General features: G+C 68.0%; 15 protein-coding genes. 6 read left to right on the top strand and 9 right to left on the bottom strand.

Translation table 11 applies throughout. From position 1 onward, the window contains the following. The first annotated feature begins 21 nt into the window (after positions 1-21). Complete coding sequence (gene mog, locus ACCC97_RS05660) at positions 22-606, top strand: molybdopterin adenylyltransferase (protein ID WP_413312582.1); 585 nt, start codon at positions 22-24, stop codon at positions 604-606. On the opposite strand, the gene ACCC97_RS05655 is transcribed toward mog, so the two are convergent. From ACCC97_RS05655 to czcI, 4 genes are all read right to left on the bottom strand, one after another. Beyond that, the gene (locus tag ACCC97_RS05655) at positions 596-3,760 is read right to left on the bottom strand and encodes a CusA/CzcA family heavy metal efflux RND transporter (RefSeq protein ID WP_413331827.1); all 3,165 of its coding nucleotides are present in this window, start codon (positions 3,758-3,760) and stop codon (positions 596-598) included. The genes mog and ACCC97_RS05655 overlap by 11 nt on opposite strands. A 10-nt stretch (positions 3,761-3,770) precedes the next feature. After that, a complete protein-coding gene (locus ACCC97_RS05650) occupies positions 3,771-5,135 on the bottom strand; it encodes an efflux RND transporter periplasmic adaptor subunit (RefSeq protein ID WP_413331826.1) in 1,365 nt (454 codons plus the stop codon). Between the two features lie 22 nt (positions 5,136-5,157). Continuing rightward, positions 5,158-6,495: a TolC family protein gene (locus tag ACCC97_RS05645; protein WP_413331825.1), complete on the bottom strand. Its 1,338-nt coding sequence runs from the start codon at positions 6,493-6,495 to the stop codon at positions 5,158-5,160. A gap of 94 nt (positions 6,496-6,589) precedes the next feature. Continuing rightward, a complete protein-coding gene (czcI, locus tag ACCC97_RS05640; RefSeq protein WP_413331824.1) occupies positions 6,590-6,964 on the bottom strand; it encodes a cation efflux protein, CzcI family in 375 nt (124 codons plus the stop codon). A gap of 159 nt (positions 6,965-7,123) precedes the next feature. Here czcI and ACCC97_RS05635 point away from each other — a divergent pair, with 159 nt between their 5' ends. Both ACCC97_RS05635 and ACCC97_RS05630 read left to right on the top strand, forming a co-directional pair. Beyond that, a complete protein-coding gene (locus tag ACCC97_RS05635; RefSeq protein WP_413331823.1) occupies positions 7,124-7,801 on the top strand; it encodes a heavy metal response regulator transcription factor in 678 nt (225 codons plus the stop codon). Continuing rightward, positions 7,798-9,126, top strand: a complete 1,329-nt coding sequence (locus ACCC97_RS05630; protein ID WP_413331822.1) for a heavy metal sensor histidine kinase — start codon at positions 7,798-7,800, stop codon at positions 9,124-9,126. Before ACCC97_RS05635 ends, ACCC97_RS05630 begins: the two co-directional genes overlap by 4 nt. A gap of 7 nt (positions 9,127-9,133) precedes the next feature. On the opposite strand, the gene ACCC97_RS05625 is transcribed toward ACCC97_RS05630, so the two are convergent. Continuing rightward, entirely contained in the window at positions 9,134-10,387 is a 1,254-nt protein-coding gene (locus ACCC97_RS05625) for a cation:proton antiporter (RefSeq protein WP_413331821.1), read from the bottom strand. 36 nt (positions 10,388-10,423) lie between these two features. Beyond that, positions 10,424-10,741 (bottom strand): winged helix-turn-helix transcriptional regulator, encoded by a 318-nt coding sequence (locus ACCC97_RS05620; RefSeq protein WP_007833720.1) that lies wholly within the window; start codon positions 10,739-10,741, stop codon positions 10,424-10,426. A 130-nt stretch (positions 10,742-10,871) separates the two neighbouring features. Here ACCC97_RS05620 and ACCC97_RS05615 point away from each other — a divergent pair, with 130 nt between their 5' ends. Then, positions 10,872-11,444 carry a carboxymuconolactone decarboxylase family protein gene (locus tag ACCC97_RS05615; RefSeq protein WP_007833721.1) on the top strand — a complete coding sequence of 191 codons (573 nt, stop codon included), beginning with the start codon at positions 10,872-10,874 and terminating at the stop codon, positions 11,442-11,444. Between the two features lie 16 nt (positions 11,445-11,460). Here ACCC97_RS05615 and ACCC97_RS05610 read toward each other — a convergent pair whose 3' ends face one another. Beyond that, the gene (locus tag ACCC97_RS05610) at positions 11,461-13,764 is read right to left on the bottom strand and encodes a heavy metal translocating P-type ATPase (protein ID WP_413331820.1); all 2,304 of its coding nucleotides are present in this window, start codon (positions 13,762-13,764) and stop codon (positions 11,461-11,463) included. A 70-nt stretch (positions 13,765-13,834) separates the two neighbouring features. Here ACCC97_RS05610 and cadR point away from each other — a divergent pair, with 70 nt between their 5' ends. Further along, positions 13,835-14,305, top strand: coding sequence for a Cd(II)/Pb(II)-responsive transcriptional regulator (gene cadR / locus ACCC97_RS05605; RefSeq protein WP_007833725.1), 471 nt, complete (start codon positions 13,835-13,837; stop codon positions 14,303-14,305). A gap of 9 nt (positions 14,306-14,314) precedes the next feature. Here the strand turns inward: cadR and cysE are convergent, their stop codons facing one another. Continuing rightward, positions 14,315-15,085 carry a serine O-acetyltransferase gene (gene cysE / locus ACCC97_RS05600; protein ID WP_007833726.1) on the bottom strand — a complete coding sequence of 257 codons (771 nt, stop codon included), beginning with the start codon at positions 15,083-15,085 and terminating at the stop codon, positions 14,315-14,317. An 89-nt stretch (positions 15,086-15,174) separates the two neighbouring features. After that, positions 15,175-15,915 (bottom strand): RNA methyltransferase, encoded by a 741-nt coding sequence (locus ACCC97_RS05595; protein WP_007833727.1) that lies wholly within the window; start codon positions 15,913-15,915, stop codon positions 15,175-15,177. 109 nt (positions 15,916-16,024) lie between these two features. Between ACCC97_RS05595 and ACCC97_RS05590 the strand changes: the two genes are divergently transcribed. Continuing rightward, on the top strand, positions 16,025-17,068 hold a 1,044-nt coding region (locus tag ACCC97_RS05590), incomplete at its 3' end, for an inositol monophosphatase family protein (protein ID WP_413331818.1).

Raw genomic sequence — 17,068 nt, 5'->3', positions numbered from 1 at the left:
CTCCCGGGAAGGAGCAACACCATGAGCGCACCGGACTCTGTTCGCATCGGCATCGTCTCGGTCAGCGACCGCGCCTCCAGCGGCACCTACGAAGACAAGGGCCTGCCTGCGCTGAAGGAGTGGCTCGGCCGGGCACTGAAGAATCCCATCGAATTCGAGCCCCGACTGATCCCCGACGAGGCCGACCGCATCAGCGCGACGCTGATCGAACTGGTCGACGCCGGCTGCTCGCTGGTGCTGACCACCGGCGGCACCGGCCCCGCCCTGCGCGACGTGACCCCAGAGGCCACGCTGGCCGTGGCCCACAAGGAAATGCCCGGCTTCGGCGAACAGATGCGCCAGATCAGCCTGCGCTTTGTGCCGACGGCGATCCTGTCGCGGCAGGTGGCGGTAATCCGTGGCAAGAGCCTGATCATCAACCTGCCGGGGCAGCCGAAGTCGATTGCGGAGACGCTCGAAGGGCTCAAGGACACCGAAGGCGTGCAGGTCGTACCCGGCATCTTTGCAGCGGTGCCTTATTGCATCGACCTGATCGGCGGGCCGTACCTCGAGACGGACGATTCGGTCTGCAAGGCGTTCAGGCCGAAATCCGCCATCAGGCGCTGAGGCGCCAGGCCTCGCGCTCGCCTTCCTCCTCCCGCCGATGCGCGATGCGGTAGAGCAGCGGCAGCACCAGCAGCGTCAGCGCGGTCGACGACAGGATGCCGCCGATCACCACCGTCGCCAGCGGCCGCTGCACCTCGGCACCGGTACCGGTGGCGATGGCCATCGGCACGAAACCCAGCGAAGCGACCAGCGCCGTCATCAGCACCGGCCGCAGCCGCGTGAGCGCGCCTTCGCGGATCGCGGCGTCCAGCGGCAGGCCGCCTTCGCGAAGGTTGCGGATGAACGAGATCATCACCAGCCCGTTGAGCACCGCCACGCCCGACAGCGCGATGAAGCCCACCGCCGCCGAGATCGACAGCGGAATGCCGCGCATCCACAGTGCCACGATGCCGCCCGTGAGCGCGAAGGGGATGCCGGTGAACACCAGCAGGCCGTCCTTGAGGTTGCCGAACATCGCGAACAGCAGCGTGAACACCAGCAGCAGCGACACCGGCACCACTACCTGCAGCCGTTCGGTGGCCGAGGCGAGGTTCTCGTACTGGCCGCCCCACACGGTCCAGTAGCCGGCGGGGATCTTCACCTTGCCCATCGCCTCCTCGGCCTCGGCCACGAAGGAGCCGAGGTCGCGGCCGCGCACGTTGGCGCTGACCACGATTCGGCGCTTGCCGTCCTCTCGGCTCACCTGGTTGGGGCCGGGCGCGATGTCCAGCGTTGCCACCTCGCTCAGCGGGATGAAGCTGGTGCGCAGGCCCTCGGCGCCCGCGCCCTTGGGCAGCGCCACGGGCAGGCGCTTGATGGCTTCCAGGTCGGTGCGAAGTTCCTCGGGCAGTCGCACGATGATGTCGAAGCGCCGGTCGCCGTCGAACAGCGTGCCCGCCTCGCGCCCGCCGACCGCCGCCGAGATCGCGTCCTGCACGTCGCCCACGTTGAGGCCGTAGCGCGCGGTCTTGTTGCGGTCGATGTTCACCGTGAGCATCGGCAGGCCGGTGGTCTGCTCGACCTTCACCTCGGCCGCGCCGGCGATCTTGCCCAGCACGCCCGACACCTCGGCCGCGGCCTTGTTCAGCACGTCCATGTCGTCGCCGAAGATCTTCACGGCCACGTCGCTGCGCACGCCCGAGATCAGTTCGTTGAAGCGCAGCTGGATCGGCTGCGAAAACTCGTAGTTGTTGCCCGGCAGTTTCTCCACTTCTTCCTGCACGGCGGCAAGGAGCTCGTCGCGCGTGCGCTTCGGCTTGGGCCACTCGCTCTCGGGCTTGAGCATGATGTAGCCGTCGGAGATGTTCGGTGGCATCGGGTCCGATGCAATCTCGGCCGTGCCCGTGCGCGCGAACACGCGCTCGATCTCCGGAAACCTCGCCTTCAGCGTGCGTTCGAGCTGCTTCTGCATCTCGACCGACTGCGTGAGGCTCGTGCCCGGGATGCGAAGCGCCTGGATCGCGAAATCTCCCTCGCTCAGGCTCGGCACGAACTCCGTGCCCAGGCGCGTCGCCAGCAGACCCGACAGCACCACCGCCACCGCGGCCAGGGTAATGACCAGCGGCTTGGCCGACATGACGCGCGCGAGCAGCGGCTCGTAGCCGCGCTTGGCCCACACCATCAGGCGGTTCTCCTTCTCGCTGACCTTGCTGCCAATGAACAGCGCCACGGCCGCGGGGATGAAGGTGATCGACAGGATCATCGCGCCCAGCAGGGCAATCACCACGGTGAAGGCCATCGGGTGGAACAGCTTGCCCTCGACGCCCGTGAGCGCAAAGATCGGCAGGTACACGATCATGATGATCAGCTGGCCGAACAGCAGCGGCCGGCGCGCCTCCTGCGAGGCCGCGAACACTTCGTGGAAGCGCTCGCTGCGCGTCAGTGGCCGCCCCTTGTGTGACTGCGCATGGGCCAGCCTTCGCACGCAGTTCTCCACGATCACCACCGCGCCGTCGATGATGATGCCGAAGTCCAGCGCGCCCAGGCTCATGAGGTTGGCGCTGACCTTCTGGTTCACCATGCCGGTGAAGGTGAAGAGCATCGACAGCGGAATCACCAGCGCAGTGATCAGTGCCGCACGGATGTTGCCGAGAAACAGGAACAGGATCGCGATGACCAGCACCGCGCCCTCGAACAGGTTCTTCTTCACCGTGGCGATGGCCTTGTCGACCAGCACGGTGCGGTCGTACACCGTCACCGCCTTCACGCCGGCGGGCAGCGTGCGATTGATTTCCTGCATCTTCTTGTCGACAGCCTGCGACACGGTGCGGCTGTTCTCGCCGATCAGCATGAACACGGTTCCGAGCACCACTTCGCGGCCGTTGTCGGTGGCCGCGCCGGTGCGCAGTTCCTTGCCGATGCCGACCTCGGCCACGTCCTGCACGCGCAGCGGAATGCCGCCCGCGTTGCCGAGGATCACGTTGCCGATGTCTTCCACCGACTTCACCTGCCCCGGCGCGCGAATGAGGTACTGCTCGCCGCGCTTCTCGATGTAGCCCGCGCCCACGTTGGCGTTGTTGCGCTCCAGCGCGGTGACCAGGTCGGTCATCGTGAGGCCGTGGGCCAGCAGCTTGGCGGGGTCGGGCGCGATCTGGAACTCCTTGGCGTAACCGCCGATGGAGTTGATCTCGGTCACGCCCGCCACGTTGCGCAACTGCGGCTTGATGATCCAGTCCTGGATCTCGCGCAAGTCGGTGGGCGAGTACGGCTTGCCGTCGGCCTTCTTCGCCCCCTCCTGCGCCTCGACGGTCCAGAGGTAGATCTCGCCGAGGCCGGTCGAGATCGGCCCTATCACCGGCGAAATGCCGCTCGGCATGCTTTCCCGCGCAGACTGGATGCGCTCGTTGACGAGCTGCCGCGCGAAGTAGATGTCGATGCCGTCCTTGAAGATCACCGTCACCTGCGACAGGCCGTAGCGCGACAGCGAACGGGTCTGCTGCAAGCCCGGCAGTCCGGCCATGACCGTCTCGATCGGGTAGGTCACGCGCTGCTCGGCCTCAAGCGGCGAATAGCCGGGTGCGGCAGTGTTGATCTGCACCTGCACGTTGGTGATGTCGGGCACCGCGTCGATGGGCAGCTTCTGGTAGCTGAAGATGCCGAGTGCGGCCATGCCGAGCACGGCGAGCAGGATCAGCCAGCGCTGTTCGATGGAAAAGCGAATGATGCGTTCGAACATGCAGGCGTCCTCAGTGGGTGTGCGTGGCCGAGCTCTTGCCCTGCTGCGACTTCACGACGAAGCTGCCGCTGGCGGCATGGGCCGCGCCGGGCTCCAGTCCGCTCACGATCTCGATACGCTTGCCGTCGCTGCGCCCGGTCTGCACATGCTGCGGCACGAAGCCGCCGGGCACCCTGAGGAACACAGTCGGCTTGTCCTCCACCGTCTGCACCGCCTCGGCCGAGACGGTCACGGGCGCATCCATCTCGGAGGCCACGAGCTCGACGTTCACGAACAGGCCCGGGCGCCAGATGCGCTGCGGGTTGGTGAGCGTGACGCGCGCGGTGGCGGTGCGCGTCTGCGCGCCGATCAGCGAGCCCACGTACGACACCGTGCCACTGGCCGTCTGGTCGAACGAGGTCGAGCGGATGGTCACACGCTCGCCGATGCGCACGAGGTTCAGGTTGTTGGCGGCCACGCTGATCTCGGCCCACACGGTCGACAGGTCGGAGATGGTGAAAACGTTGACGGCTTCTCCCACCGACTCGCCGAGCGAGATGTGCTTCTCGACCACCATGCCGTCGAAGGGCGCGCGCAGCTCGTATCGGCCCAGCGCCGACGAGCCGGGCGTGGCGCCGAGCGCCAGCAGCTTCTGGTTGGCGTTGGCCACTGCGATCTGCGCCTCCTGCATCGCCTGCTGGGCTTGCAGGTAGTCCTGCTGCGCGGAGATCTTTTCTTCCCATAGCTTCTTCTCGCGCTCGTAGGTGGTGCGGGCCAGCTGCAGCCGGCGCTGCGCCGACTGCAATTCGCTGCGCTGCTCCGAAAGACCCGGGCTCGACAGCACCGCGAGCACCTGGCCACGCTTCACTTCCTGCCCCAGGTTGGCCGGCACGCTGTCGACCACGCCCGCCACGCGCGGCACCACGTGGGCCGTGCGGTCCTCGTTGAACTTGATCTCGCCGGGCAGCTGCAGCGACGTCTTGATGCGCGCGGGGCCGGTGCTCTCGATGCTCACGTCGGCCGCCTTGATCTGCTCGTCCGTGAAGGCGATCTTCTCTTCGTCTTCCTTGTGGCCGGCGGGCTCGTGGCTGGCTTCCCGCTTGCCCTCTTCGTGGTGCTCCTTGTCGATATGGCCCGAGGCTTCGCCATGGCTGTGATCGTGGTCCTTGCCCTGCGCCCCGGCTTCCTTGTGGCCTTCTTGGCCTTCGTCTTCGTGATGCTCGCCGTCGCCGTGCCCCGTGGCCTCCGAATGGCCTGCCGCTTCGGGCTTGGCGGGTGCGGTGCGCAGAATCATCGCGCCAGCGCCAAGGCCCAGCACCACGACGACCGCGATGGCGATCCACTGCTTCCTGCCCCCGCTTTTTTCAGCGAAAGGTTTGCGTTCTTCGGTGTTCATGATCTTTGGAATTCCTTGCTTGTCAGCGCGCAATGGGCGCCGTCGCGGGAGAGAAGTCGCTGGCTTCGTTGCCGAGCAGCCGGTCGAGGTCGCCGGCCGCGCGGTGCGCGTCGGCCAGTGCGAGCAGGTACTGCGCACGCACCTGGAACAGCGTGCGCTGCGCATCGAGCGCTTCAAGAAAGCTGAACTTGCCGAGCTCGAAGCCCTTGGCCGCGGCCTTGTAGGCGGCTTCGGCGCCAGGCAGCGCATCGCGTTGCAGCGTCTGCGCGGTGGCGCGCGCGGAGCGCAGCCGCTCCGAAGCCTGCGTAACGTCTGCGCCCAGCTGCAACTCGGCGGCGGCGAGGTCGTCGCGGGCCTTCTCTTCGCGGCTCAGGGCCTCGGCGACGTTGCCGCGGTTGGTGTCGAAGATCGGCAACGGAACCGACAGGCCCACGACCACCTGGTTGCGGCGGCTGCCACCGGTCTCGCCCTCGGAGGACGGCACGCGCTTGGCACCGAGCGACACAGTCAGGTCGGGAATGCGCCTGGCCCGCTCCAGTTCGGACAGCGCCTTGCGCCGCTCGACTTCGAGCCGCGCCTGCCGCACCGCGGGCGCGGCACCCAGGCGGCTTTCCACTTCCTGCGCCGGCACCATCGCCGGCAGTTGGTCGACCGCGCCTTCCACCTGCGTGAAGCGCGGGCTCGGATTGCCCCACAGCGCGGCCAGCTGCCGGCGCGCCGAGCGCAGCGCGCCCTCCGCCTGCTGCAGCTCGACGCGGATGCCGGCCTCGGCCACGCGCGCCCTGGTTTCTTCCAGCGGCGAGACCTTGCCAGCTGCCACGCGGTTGGCCGCCGCGCGGGTGGCCGTCTGCGCGAGTCCGGCGGAATCCTGCGCGAGCCGCAGGCGCTCCTGCGAGGTCAGCACGTCGAAGAAGGCGGTGACCGTCGCCGCGCGGATCTCCGCGCGGCGGCCGGCCAGCGCAGAGACGGCCTGGTCTCTCGCGCGCTCGGCCGCCGTCACGCGGGCAGCGCGCTTGCCGCCCAGTTCGAGCGGCTGGCTCAGCTGCAGCGTGGTGGTGCGGTTGTCGCGGCGCAGGTCTTCCACCTGCGCATCGAGCGTGGGGTTGGGCCAGGCGCCGGCCTGGACGATGGCGGCCTCGGTGGCGTCCTGCTCGCGGGATGCCGCGGACAGGCCGGGGTTGGCCTGCAACGCCATCGCGACGGCGTTGCCCAGCGTCAGCGGGCCTGAGGGCTCCAGCGTGCGGGCCGCCGCGCCGGATGGCTGTGAATACGGGGAGCCGGCAGCGGTCGGTGTGACCTGTGAAAAAGCCGGGGGCGCCGCCATGGCCAACGCGGCCAGCGGCACGAAGAGCGTGCGCATCGAATTCTCCTGGGTTGCGAAACAACGGACGGACGAATTCGGCGAGAGCTCAGCTGATGGTGGAAATCAGAAAAGGGGGTGTTCTCTCGCCGAATCAAAGGGCGAGAGACCAGTCGGGACGGACTGGAACGTCGGAGATGTGCGAGGCGAAGCGCTCGGCGGACGTCGCGCGCAGGGCCGGGGCCACGCGCGCCGCGGCCTTCGCCGGCTCAGCCGAAGCTTCTGCATGCTGCACGCTGCCGGAATGGCAGACCGCGCAGTCGCCGACCACGGCATTCGGCTGGGTGCTGGAGTTCTTCTGCGCGCCCTCCCCGCTGTGGCTGCGGTCGGTGCCGCGGGTTTCGCTTTCGTGATGGCCCCAGTGCTCGGGCTGCGTATCGCGCTCATGCTGGCAGTACGCCGATGCCGACGCCCAGCTGAACTGGAACGGCAACAGGACGAGCAGGAAGATGAGAAACCAGCGGCGCATGGGAGCAAAAAGTATATCGGCGGCGCGCGGCAGGCTCGGGCAAAGGCCTTGCGGCCCGCGGGCCCGGCGCAATGTATGACACCGGGTGAAGGCTTCGTCCGTCAATAGGATTACCAAATCGTAATCCCCGTATCAAAAGCGCTTCGATACCATGCGTGAATGCGGATCCTTGTCATAGAAGACGAACCCAAACTGGGCGACTACCTGAAAAAGGGGCTCGAGGAGAACGGCTACGTCGTGGATATCGCTCGCGACGGCATCGAGGGGAGGTACCTCGCCACCGAGGGCGACTACGCCCTCGTCCTGCTCGACGTGATGCTGCCCGGCATCGACGGCTTTGCCGTGCTGCAGGCCATCCGCCGCACGAAGAACGTGCCCGTGCTGGTGCTGACGGCGCGCGACAAGGTCGAGGACCGCGTGCAGGGGCTGCAGCAGGGCGCGGACGACTACCTCGTCAAGCCCTTCTCCTTCTCCGAACTGCTGGCGCGCGTGCAGGCGCTGATGCGCCGCGGCAAGCAGCAGGAATCCACCGTGCTGCGGCTGGCCGACCTGGAGGTCGATCTCGTCAGCCGCAAGTGCACGCGCAACCGCACGCGGCTCGACCTCACGGCCAAGGAGTTCACGCTGCTGCTGGTGCTGCTGCGCCGGCGCGGCCAGATCCTGTCGCGCACCACGCTCGCCGAGCAGGTGTGGGACATGAACTTCGACAGCGACACCAACGTGGTGGAAGTGGCCATTCGGCGCCTGCGCAGCAAGCTCGACGATCCGTTCGAGGTGAAGCTGCTGCACACCGTGCGCGGCATGGGCTACGTCCTCGAAGACCGCTCCTGGTCTTGACCGCCCGGCCGCACTCACTCCAGAGCCGGTTGTCGCTCTGGTTCGCCGCGCAGACCCTGTTCGGGCTCAGCGTGATCTGCTTCGCCATCTACCTCGTCACGGCCTGGAGCTTCGGGCAGAAACAGGAAGAGGAGCTCAACCAGAAGGCAGTGCTGGTGGAGCACCTGCTCAAGGAGGCCGACAAAGGCGGCGACCTCGTCTTCCTGCGGCACAAGCTCGACGACTTCTTCTCGATGCAGGACGACGTGAGCCTGTCGATCTCGCATGCGGGCAAGCAGCTTTTCCAGTCCAGTCCCACAGCCGGCAGCCGCTGGATGCGGCGCAACCTCTTGGTGCCCTGGCAGCAGAGTGGCCTGACGACGCAGTTGCAGGTTCAGCTCGGCGTGAACACGGCGCAGGAAGACCGCCTGCTGGAGCGACTCGGATGGACACTGCTGGGCGCCGTCGTGCTGGGCACGGCGCTGGTCTCGCTCACGGGCATGTGGCTGGTGCGGCGCGGCCTGCGCCCGCTCAAGGCGCTGGCCGAGCGCACCGCTGCAATGGCGCCCGACAAGGCCAACCGCCCCATCGATGCGATGGACTTCGCCGAAGAGCTGCGCCCCTGGATCACCCAGTTCAACGCGCTGCTGCTGCGGGTGCAGCGCGCCTATGTGCAGCTCGAATCATTCAACGCCGATGTGGCGCACGAGCTGCGCACGCCGCTGGCCAACCTGATCGGCGCCACCGAACTCGCGCTCACGCGTCCGCGCGGCAACGAGGAGCTGCAGGCCGTGCTCGCGTCCAACCTCGAAGAGATCGGGCGGCTCTCGGGCATCGTCACCGACATGCTGTTTCTCTCGCAGGCCGAAAGCGGCACGCCGATGCGCACACGGGCGGCGGCCAGCCTGGCGGCGCAGGCGGGCGACGTGATCGACTTCTACGACGCCATGCTGGAAGAAGCCGGCCTGCGCGCCGAGGTGAAGGGCGACGCCGTGGCCGACGTGGACGCCGCGCTGGTCCGGCGCGCCCTCTTCAACCTGCTGGGCAATGCGATCCGTTTCGCGGCGCCTGCCTCGACGATCCGCATCGAGATCGGGAGCGAGAAGAACCACAGCGAGGTCACCTTGGCGGTGGTCAATCGGGGCGAGCCGATCGACCCCGCCGCGTTGCCTCGCCTGTTCGAGCGCTTCTATCGCGCGGCACCGGCCCGCGACGGCTCGCCTCGGCACCACGGCCTGGGCCTGTCCATCGTGGAAGCCATCGCGCGCATGCACGGCGGGCGCGTGTTCGCGGCGAGCCAGGGCGGCGAGACGCGCATCGGCTTCACAGTGCGCCGCGACGGCTGAGCCGCCGTCAGGACTTGGCGCGAGCGCCGTCCGACGCGACTGCTGCCTTGCGGCCGATGAACAGGTTGATCAGCGGCCCCGTCATTGCCGTGGTCACGAGCGCCATCACCAGCAGCATCGTGAACAGCTCGGGGCCGATGAGCCCTGCATCGAGGCCGATCTTCATCACGATGAGTTCCATCAGACCGCGCGCATTCATCAGCGAGCCCGTGGCGAGGCTGTCGCGCCAGCCATAGCCCGCCATGCGTGCGCCGGCCGCGCCGCCTGCGATCTTGCCCACGGTGGCCACGCCCACGATCAGCAGCATTGCGCCAAGGCTCGCGCCCGAGAAGGCATTGGCCGTGGTGCCCAGTCCCGCCAGCGCGAAGAACAGCGGCATCAGCACGACGATGGAAATCGGCTCGATGCGCTCGGTGAGCGACTTCAGCAGCCGGTCGTCGCGCGGCAGGCAGGCGCCGAACAGGAAGGCGCCGAACACCGCATGCAGGTGCAGCCACTCGGTGACCAGCGCCGTCGCCAGCAGGCCGATCATCAGCGCCGCCATCACCGTGGTCGAAGGCTCGCCCTCGGGCGCCTTGGCGCGCAGCAGCCGCGCGAAGGCCGGCTTGAGCCCGAAGAACAGCGCCAGCAGCACCACCGCCATGCCCAGCGTGGTCTTGAGCAGGCCCCGGTAGCCCTCGCCCGCGCCGACCAGCGCGACCACGACGGCCAACAGGATCCAGGCGAACACGTCGACCACGGCCGCGGCACCCAGCGACAGCTGGCCGAAGGGCGTGCGCGTCATGCCGCGGTCTTTCAGGATGCGCGCCATCACGGGAAAGGCGGTGATCGACAGCGCCGCCGCGATGAACAGCGCGAACGGCCAGAACGCGACCCCGGCCGGCGCGAGCGCCGGATGCAGCGCCGGCGCGATCGCCAGGCCCAGCGCCATCGGCACGGCCACGCTCAGCACGCCCACGTAGCCCGCCGAGCGAAGCTGCTCACGCACGCCCTGCGACGCCCGCAGCTCCAGGCCGACCACAAACATGAACAGCACCAGCCCCAGCGTCGACAGCGACGAAAGCCCCTGCAGCGACTCCTTGGAGAACAGCTGCGCATGCAGCGAGGGAAACAGCGCCCCCATCACGACCGGCCCGAGCATCAGCCCCGCCGCCATCTCGCCGACGACGCCCGGCTGGCCCACGTGGCGAAGAATCCATCCGCACAGGCGCGCGGTGATCAGGATGACGATGAGTTGCAGCAGGAGCGAAGTGACAGACATCGGGAGACGGGAGTACGGAAGGCAATGCGGCGGATGTTAGTTCGAAGCCGTGTCGTCGAGCCAGCGGTTGGCCCATTGGTTCAGCGGCGCGAGGCGCTTGACGAGTTCGCCGCCCGACTCGGTGAGCGCATAGCCTGCATCGGCAAGCTCGACCACGCCGACAGCGCGCAGCTCCTTGAGCCGGTCGTTCAGCACCGAGGGCGACATGTCGTCCGTGCTGGTGCGCAACGCCCTGAAGCTCTGCGGCAGCCCGTCGCGCAGCTCCCACAGGATGCGCAGCGTGCCCTTGCGGCCGAGCTGCTCCAGCAGCCGCATGATGGGCCGGCGCGATGCCGTGGGTTGTGCGTCTTCCATGCCGGGTCCTTCGGTTGATCGGTCGTTCGGCGAGTGTACGCGCTTGCGCTACGCATTTCGTAGCGATAGACTGCAGCGAATCGCTACGCTTTTCGTAGCGATTTCCATCATTGCATTGAAGGAACCGTCCATGGCCGACACAGCCGCAAACCCCACGCCGAGGATTCCCCCGCTCGAAGCGCCCTATCCCGAGCCCATCGGCGAACTGCTCCAGCGCATGACGCCGCCGCAGGCGCCCGAAATCCTCGCCCTGTTCCGCGTGATGGCCGTGAACCCTGCGCTGGCCGAACGCACGCTCGACCTGGGCCGCTACCTGCTGGGCCGCAAGGCGGCCATCGGCCTGCGCGAACGCGAGATCGTCATCCTTCGGGTCTGTGTCCGCTGCGGTGCCGAATACGAATGGGGCGTGCACTGGGCCGGTTTCGCCGACGCGGCCGGCTTCAGCGAAACCGACCGGCGAGTGATGGCATCGGCCGATGGCGATCTTTCATTGCTCGCGCCGCGCGACCGGCTTCTGGTATCGATGGTCGATCAGTTGCACGACACGAGCAATGTGGACGATGCACTGTGGGAGGCCCTGGGCGCGCACTGGAGCCATGCGCAGCTGATCGAGCTGATGATGCTCGCGGGTTGGTATCACTCCGTGAGCTATGTGTGCAATGCGGCGCGGGTGCCGCTGGAGGCGTGGGCTGCGCGCTGGTGAAGTGAAGCCGTGGCTTCTACTTTTGCGCGCGCATCAGACGCAGCCCGTTCGCCACCACCAGCAGGCTCGCCCCCATGTCGGCAAACACCGCCATCCACATGGTCGCGCTGCCGAACACCGCGAGCACGAAGAACACGGCCTTGATGCCCAGCGCCAGCGTGATGTTCTGCCACAGTACCGAATGCGCCCGGCGCGACAGGCGGATGGTCTCGGGGATGCGGCGCAGGTCGTCGTTCATGATGACCACGTCGGCCGCCTCCATCGCGGTGTCGGTGCCGGCCCCGCCCATCGCGAAGCCGATGTCGGCCTGCGCGAGCGCGGGGGCGTCGTTGATGCCGTCGCCGGTCATCGCGGCGGCGCCGTAGCGCTGCTGCATGGCCTTGACGGCTTCGAGCTTCTCCTCGGGCAGCAGGTTGCCGCGCACGTCGTCGATGCCGGCGTGGGCGCCGATGGCCTTCGCGGTGGCGGCGTTGTCGCCGGTGAGCATCACGGGCACGACGCCGAGCGCACGCAGTTCCGCCACCGCGGCCTGCGACGATTCCTTGATGGTGTCGGCAACGGCGAACAGCGCGAGCACGGCCTTGTCCGATGCCAGCAGCGTGACGGTGCGGCCCGCCTCTTCATGGCGCTTCAGTTCGGCTTCGAGCGACGGCGTGCACAGGCCTCGCTCCTCGATCAGGCGGTGGTTGCCGAGCACGTAGGCCTGCCCCGCGTGCGTGGCCTGCACGCCGCGGCCGGGCAGCGCGGCGAAGTCGCCGACTTCGTCCTGCGGCCCCTTCAGGCCTTCGGCAATGGCCTTCGACACCGGGTGGTCCGAACGACCCGCGATGCTGGCAGCAATGGTGAACACCGTGGCCTCGTTGCCCGAGGTGTCGACCAGCACCGAGTCGACCAGCTTCGGCTTGCCTTCGGTGACGGTGCCGGTCTTGTCGAGCGCAACCGCCTTGAGCCTGCGCGCCTCTTCGAGGTACGTGCCGCCCTTGATGAGAATGCCGCGCCGCGCGGCCGCGGCCAGCGCGCTCACCACGGTGACAGGCGTCGAGATCACCAGCGCGCACGGGCAGGCGATGACCAGCAGCACCAGCGCCTTGTAGATGGCCTGCAGCCACGTCCAGTCCATGAACAGCGGCGTGAGCACCGCCACGGCCAGCGCCAGCACGAAGACGGTGGGCGTATAGATGGCGGCGAACCTGTCGACGAAGCGCTGCGTCGGCGCGCGCGAACCCTGCGCCTCCTCGACCGCGTGGATGATGCGCGCCAAGGTGGTGTTGGCCGCCACCGCCGTCACGCGGAACTCCAGCCCGGCGGTCTGGTTGATGGTGCCCGCGAACACCTGGTCGCCGACGGTCTTGTCGACCGGAATGCTCTCGCCCGTGACCGGCGCCTGGTCGATGGCGCTGGTGCCTTCGGTGACGACACCGTCCAGCGGCACGCGCTCGCCGGGGCGGATGCGCGCAATGGCATCCAGCACCACCTCGCTGGCCATCACGGTGCGCCAGCTGCCGTCGGCCTGCTTCACCTCGGCCTGCTCGGGCGCGAGCGCCAGCAGGCTCTGGATGGCATTGCGCGCGCGGTCCACGGCGCGCGCTTCGATCAGTTCCGCGATGGCATAGAGCGCCATCACCATCGCGGCTTCGGGCCACTGGCCGATGATGAAAGCACCGGTGACGGCCACGGCCATCAGTGCGTTGATGTTCAGGCGCCCGCGCACCAATGCGGCAAAGCCCTTCTTGTAGGTGTCGAGACCGGCGAGGCTGATCGCGCCCAGCGCCAGCACCATCTCGGCCGCCATGAAGCCCTTGCTCTCGAACCCCATGAAGGAGATCGATTCGGCCGCGATGGCCAGCAGCAGTGCAGCCACCAGGCGTGCAAGCCCGATGCTCATGCCGGCGATCTTCGCGGGCGCGGCTGCCGCGGCACCCTCTGCGTTCAGCGGCTCGGGCTTGAAGCCGGCCTTGCGGATCGCGGCGAGCGCCTGGGGCAGCACGCCGTCGTCGGTGGTGATGGCCATGGTGCGTTCGCCAAGCCGGAAGCGCAGGCCCTTGACCCCCGCGACCGGCTCGAGCGCACGGCGGATCTCGGATTCCTCGACGGCGCAATCCATCGTGGGAATGCGAAAGAGCAAGGCGCCCTTGGGAATATCGGCCGCGTCGATGGCGGGCGACGAGCCGCAGACCGGATCGCCGCAGCAGGATGTTGCGGCAGGGGAATGCGCATGCCCGGGCGCGTGGTCGTGACCATGATCGTGGTCGTGGTCGTGGTCGTGGTCGTGCGGATGAAGGGCCGGCGTCACCGGCTTCAGGGCGTTCTGATTCGTCATGGCATCGATTGGAAACCCTGAAGCAGGTGTAGAGTCAAACGCTCATTCCCACTCGTTCATTTGCCGCATCATGAAAATCGGGGAACTGGCCAAGGTCGCGAACACGCCGGTCGAAACCATCCGGTACTACGAGCGCGAGCAACTGCTGCCCGAGCCCGCGCGCACCGATGGCAACTACCGCATCTACGACGAAGACCATGCCCAGCGCCTGGGCTTCATCCGCCGCTGCCGCTCGCTCGACATGACGCTCGACGAGATCCGCAGCCTGCTGAAATTCCGCGACGCGCCACAGGACGACTGCGGCGAGGTCAACCAGTTGCTGGACGACCACATCGGCCACGTGGCCACGCGCATCGCCGAACTCAAGATGCTGGAGAAGCAACTGAAGGCGCTGCGCCAACAATGCTGCGGCCCCGAATCGGCCAACGCCTGCGGCATCCTGCAGGAACTGGACACCGCCTCCCTCGCTCCCGAGACCTTCGGCCAGCACGCAGGCCATGTGCACGGGGCGCTGCACGCGCCGGCCAAGCGGGGCGGCTGATCGGGCTTCTTACTTGCCCACCAGCTGCGTGAGCTTGTCCGCCTCGAAGTTCTCGTCGCGCGCCGCATCGCCCGGCACGCAATCCTTGGTGCCCGGCTGCGCCGACAGCTTCTCGATGGCCTGCCACAGCAGCGCGATCTGGTGCTCCTGGCTCGATGCGCTGTCGATCAGCCCGCGCAGCGCCTGGCTCAGCGGGTCGTCTTCCTGCGTGATGCCGTAGGCGGAGAACTTCTGCGGCGCGGCCACATCGGCGCTTTCGCCGGTCTTCGACGGAATGATGCGTGCGGGAATGCCCACCGCGGTCGCCCCCGCCGGCACCGGCTTGATGACCACCGCGTTGCTGCCGATCTTGGCGCCATCGCCCACGACGAAACCGCCCAGCACCTTGGCCCCCGCGCTCACCACCACATCACGCCCCAGCGTCGGGTGCCGCTTGGCGCCCTTGTAGAGCGAGGTGCCGCCCAGCGTCACGCCCTGGTAGATGGTGCAGCCGTCGCCGATCTCGGCCGTCTCGCCGACCACCACGCCCATGGCGTGGTCGAAGAACACGCGCTCGCCGAGCTTGGCGGCCGGATGGATCTCGATGCCGGTGAGCCAGCGCGCCCAGTGCGCGATGAAGCGCGCGGGCCACTTGAAGCCATGCGTCCAACAGGCGTGCGCCCAGCGATGCAGCACCACGGCATGGAAGCCGGGGTAGACCGTGATCACTTCCCATGCGCTGCGGGCGGCCGGGTCGCGTTCGAGGATGCACCGGATGTCGGCGCGCAGTCGAGTGAACATCGCTGCCTTCTGTCTGTTGTCGTTATATCGATAGGGGCGAAGCAGTCTAAGGCCGGGGGTCTTCGCGTAGGGCCGAAGGGGTTTTTTATTCAGGAGCTTTTGCCGGCCTTGGGTGCCTTGGCGGCGTCGGCCATGGCCTTGGCGATGCCACGCAGGATGTGGATTTCCTCCGGCGTAGGCTGGGCGCGGTTGAAAAGCTGCTGCAGCCGCGGCATCAGCTTCTTGGGCGCTTCGGGATCGAGGAAACCGATCTCCACGAGCGAGCGCTCCCAGTGGTCGAGCATGCCGGCCACCGCCTGCGCATCGGCCGCCTGCACGGGGTTGATGGCTTCGCGCACCTCGTAGCCACCGAGCGCGAGCCGCCACTCGTAGGCCACCACCTGGATCGCCGCGCCCAGGTTGAGCGAGCCGAACTTCGGATCGGTCGGGATGCTCAGGGCCACGTTGCAGCGGTAGACGTCCTCGTTGCGCATGCCAAATCGCTCGGAGCCGAACAGGAAGGCCACGTGCTGGTCGCCCTGTTTGGCCAGGGGTTCCAGGTGCTCCCGGGGCGTGCGCGTGGGCGGGCCGAAGTCGCGCGGGATCATGGCCGTGGCGCACAGGTGGGTGACGCCGTCAAGGGCTTCGTCCAGCGTTTCTACGATGCGGGCGTTGGTCAGCACGTCGAGCGCGCCGCTCGCGCGCTGGATGGTTTCCTCGCGCCGCAGCACGTTGGCCCAGCGCGGCGCCACCAGTACGAGGTCGGAAAAACCCATGGTTTTCATGGCGCGGGCGGCGGCGCCCACGTTGCCGGCGTGGCTGGTCTGGATCAGGATGAAACGGGTGCGCATGGCGGATTTGGAGACACGAAACGGCGGAGCCGGTAAAATCCCCCGATTCTCGCTGCCCGCATCGCCGGGCCGCCTCCGGGGGCCTCCCCACCGTTCTTCCCACAATCCAATGTCGTCCCCCAACCTGCATCCCATGCTCAACGTGGCCGTCAAGGCCGCACGCGCCGCCGGCGCGATCATCAACCGCGCCGCCCTCGACGTCGAGGCCGTTCGCATCTCCCAGAAGCAGGTCAACGACTTCGTCACCGAAGTCGATCACGCCAGCGAAAAAGCGATCATCGAGACGCTGCTTGGCGCGTACCCGGGGCACGGCATCCTGGCCGAAGAATCGGGCACCGAACACGGCGCCAAGGACTCCGACTACGTCTGGATCATCGATCCGCTCGACGGCACCACCAATTTCATCCACGGCTTCCCGGTGTACTGCGTGTCCATCGCGCTGTCGGTGCGCGGCAAGATCGAGCAGGCCGTGGTGTACGACCCCACCCGCAACGACCTGTTCACCGCCACCAAGGGCCGCGGCGCCTACATGAACGAGCGCCGCATCCGCGTCTCCAAGCGCACCCGCCTCAACGAGTGCCTGATCTCCACCGGCTTCCCGTTCCGCACCGGCGACAACTTCAAGCAGTACCTGGCCATCATGGCGGACATGATGCCCCGCGCGGCCGGCCTGCGCCGCCCCGGCGCCGCCGCACTCGACCTCGCCTACGTGGCGGCCGGCTTCACCGACGCCTTCTTCGAGACCGGCCTGAATCCCTGGGACGTGGCCGCGGGTTCGCTGCTGGTGACCGAGGCCGGCGGCCTGATCGGCAACTTCACGGGCGAGCCCGAGTTCCTCGAACAGCGCGAATGCCTGGCCGGCGCCCCGCGCATCTACGGCCAGCTGGTGCCGCTGCTCGCCAAGTATTCGAAGTTTGCCAACGTGGACGACAAGCTGCGCGCCAGCGACCGCGTGCGCGCCGTGTCCGCCTCGACCAAGTCGAATGCCGCCGACGCCTCGGTCGACCTGTACGCCCGCAGCACCGTGGTCGACTTCGCGGATGAAGCTGCCGAAGGCGCCGCCCCGGCCCCCGCCCCCCCCCCCCCCCCCCCCCACCTCCCCCCCCCCCCCCCCCCCCCCCCCCCCCCCCCTGGCCCCGCCGCCGGCGCCCCC

Origin of the sequence: Variovorax sp. Varisp85 (assembly GCF_047304045.1) — a bacterium.
GTDB lineage: Bacteria > Pseudomonadota > Gammaproteobacteria > Burkholderiales > Burkholderiaceae_C > Variovorax.
The sequence above is the reverse complement of the archived record's forward strand: the minus strand, read 5'-3'. Positions and strand labels throughout refer to the sequence as shown.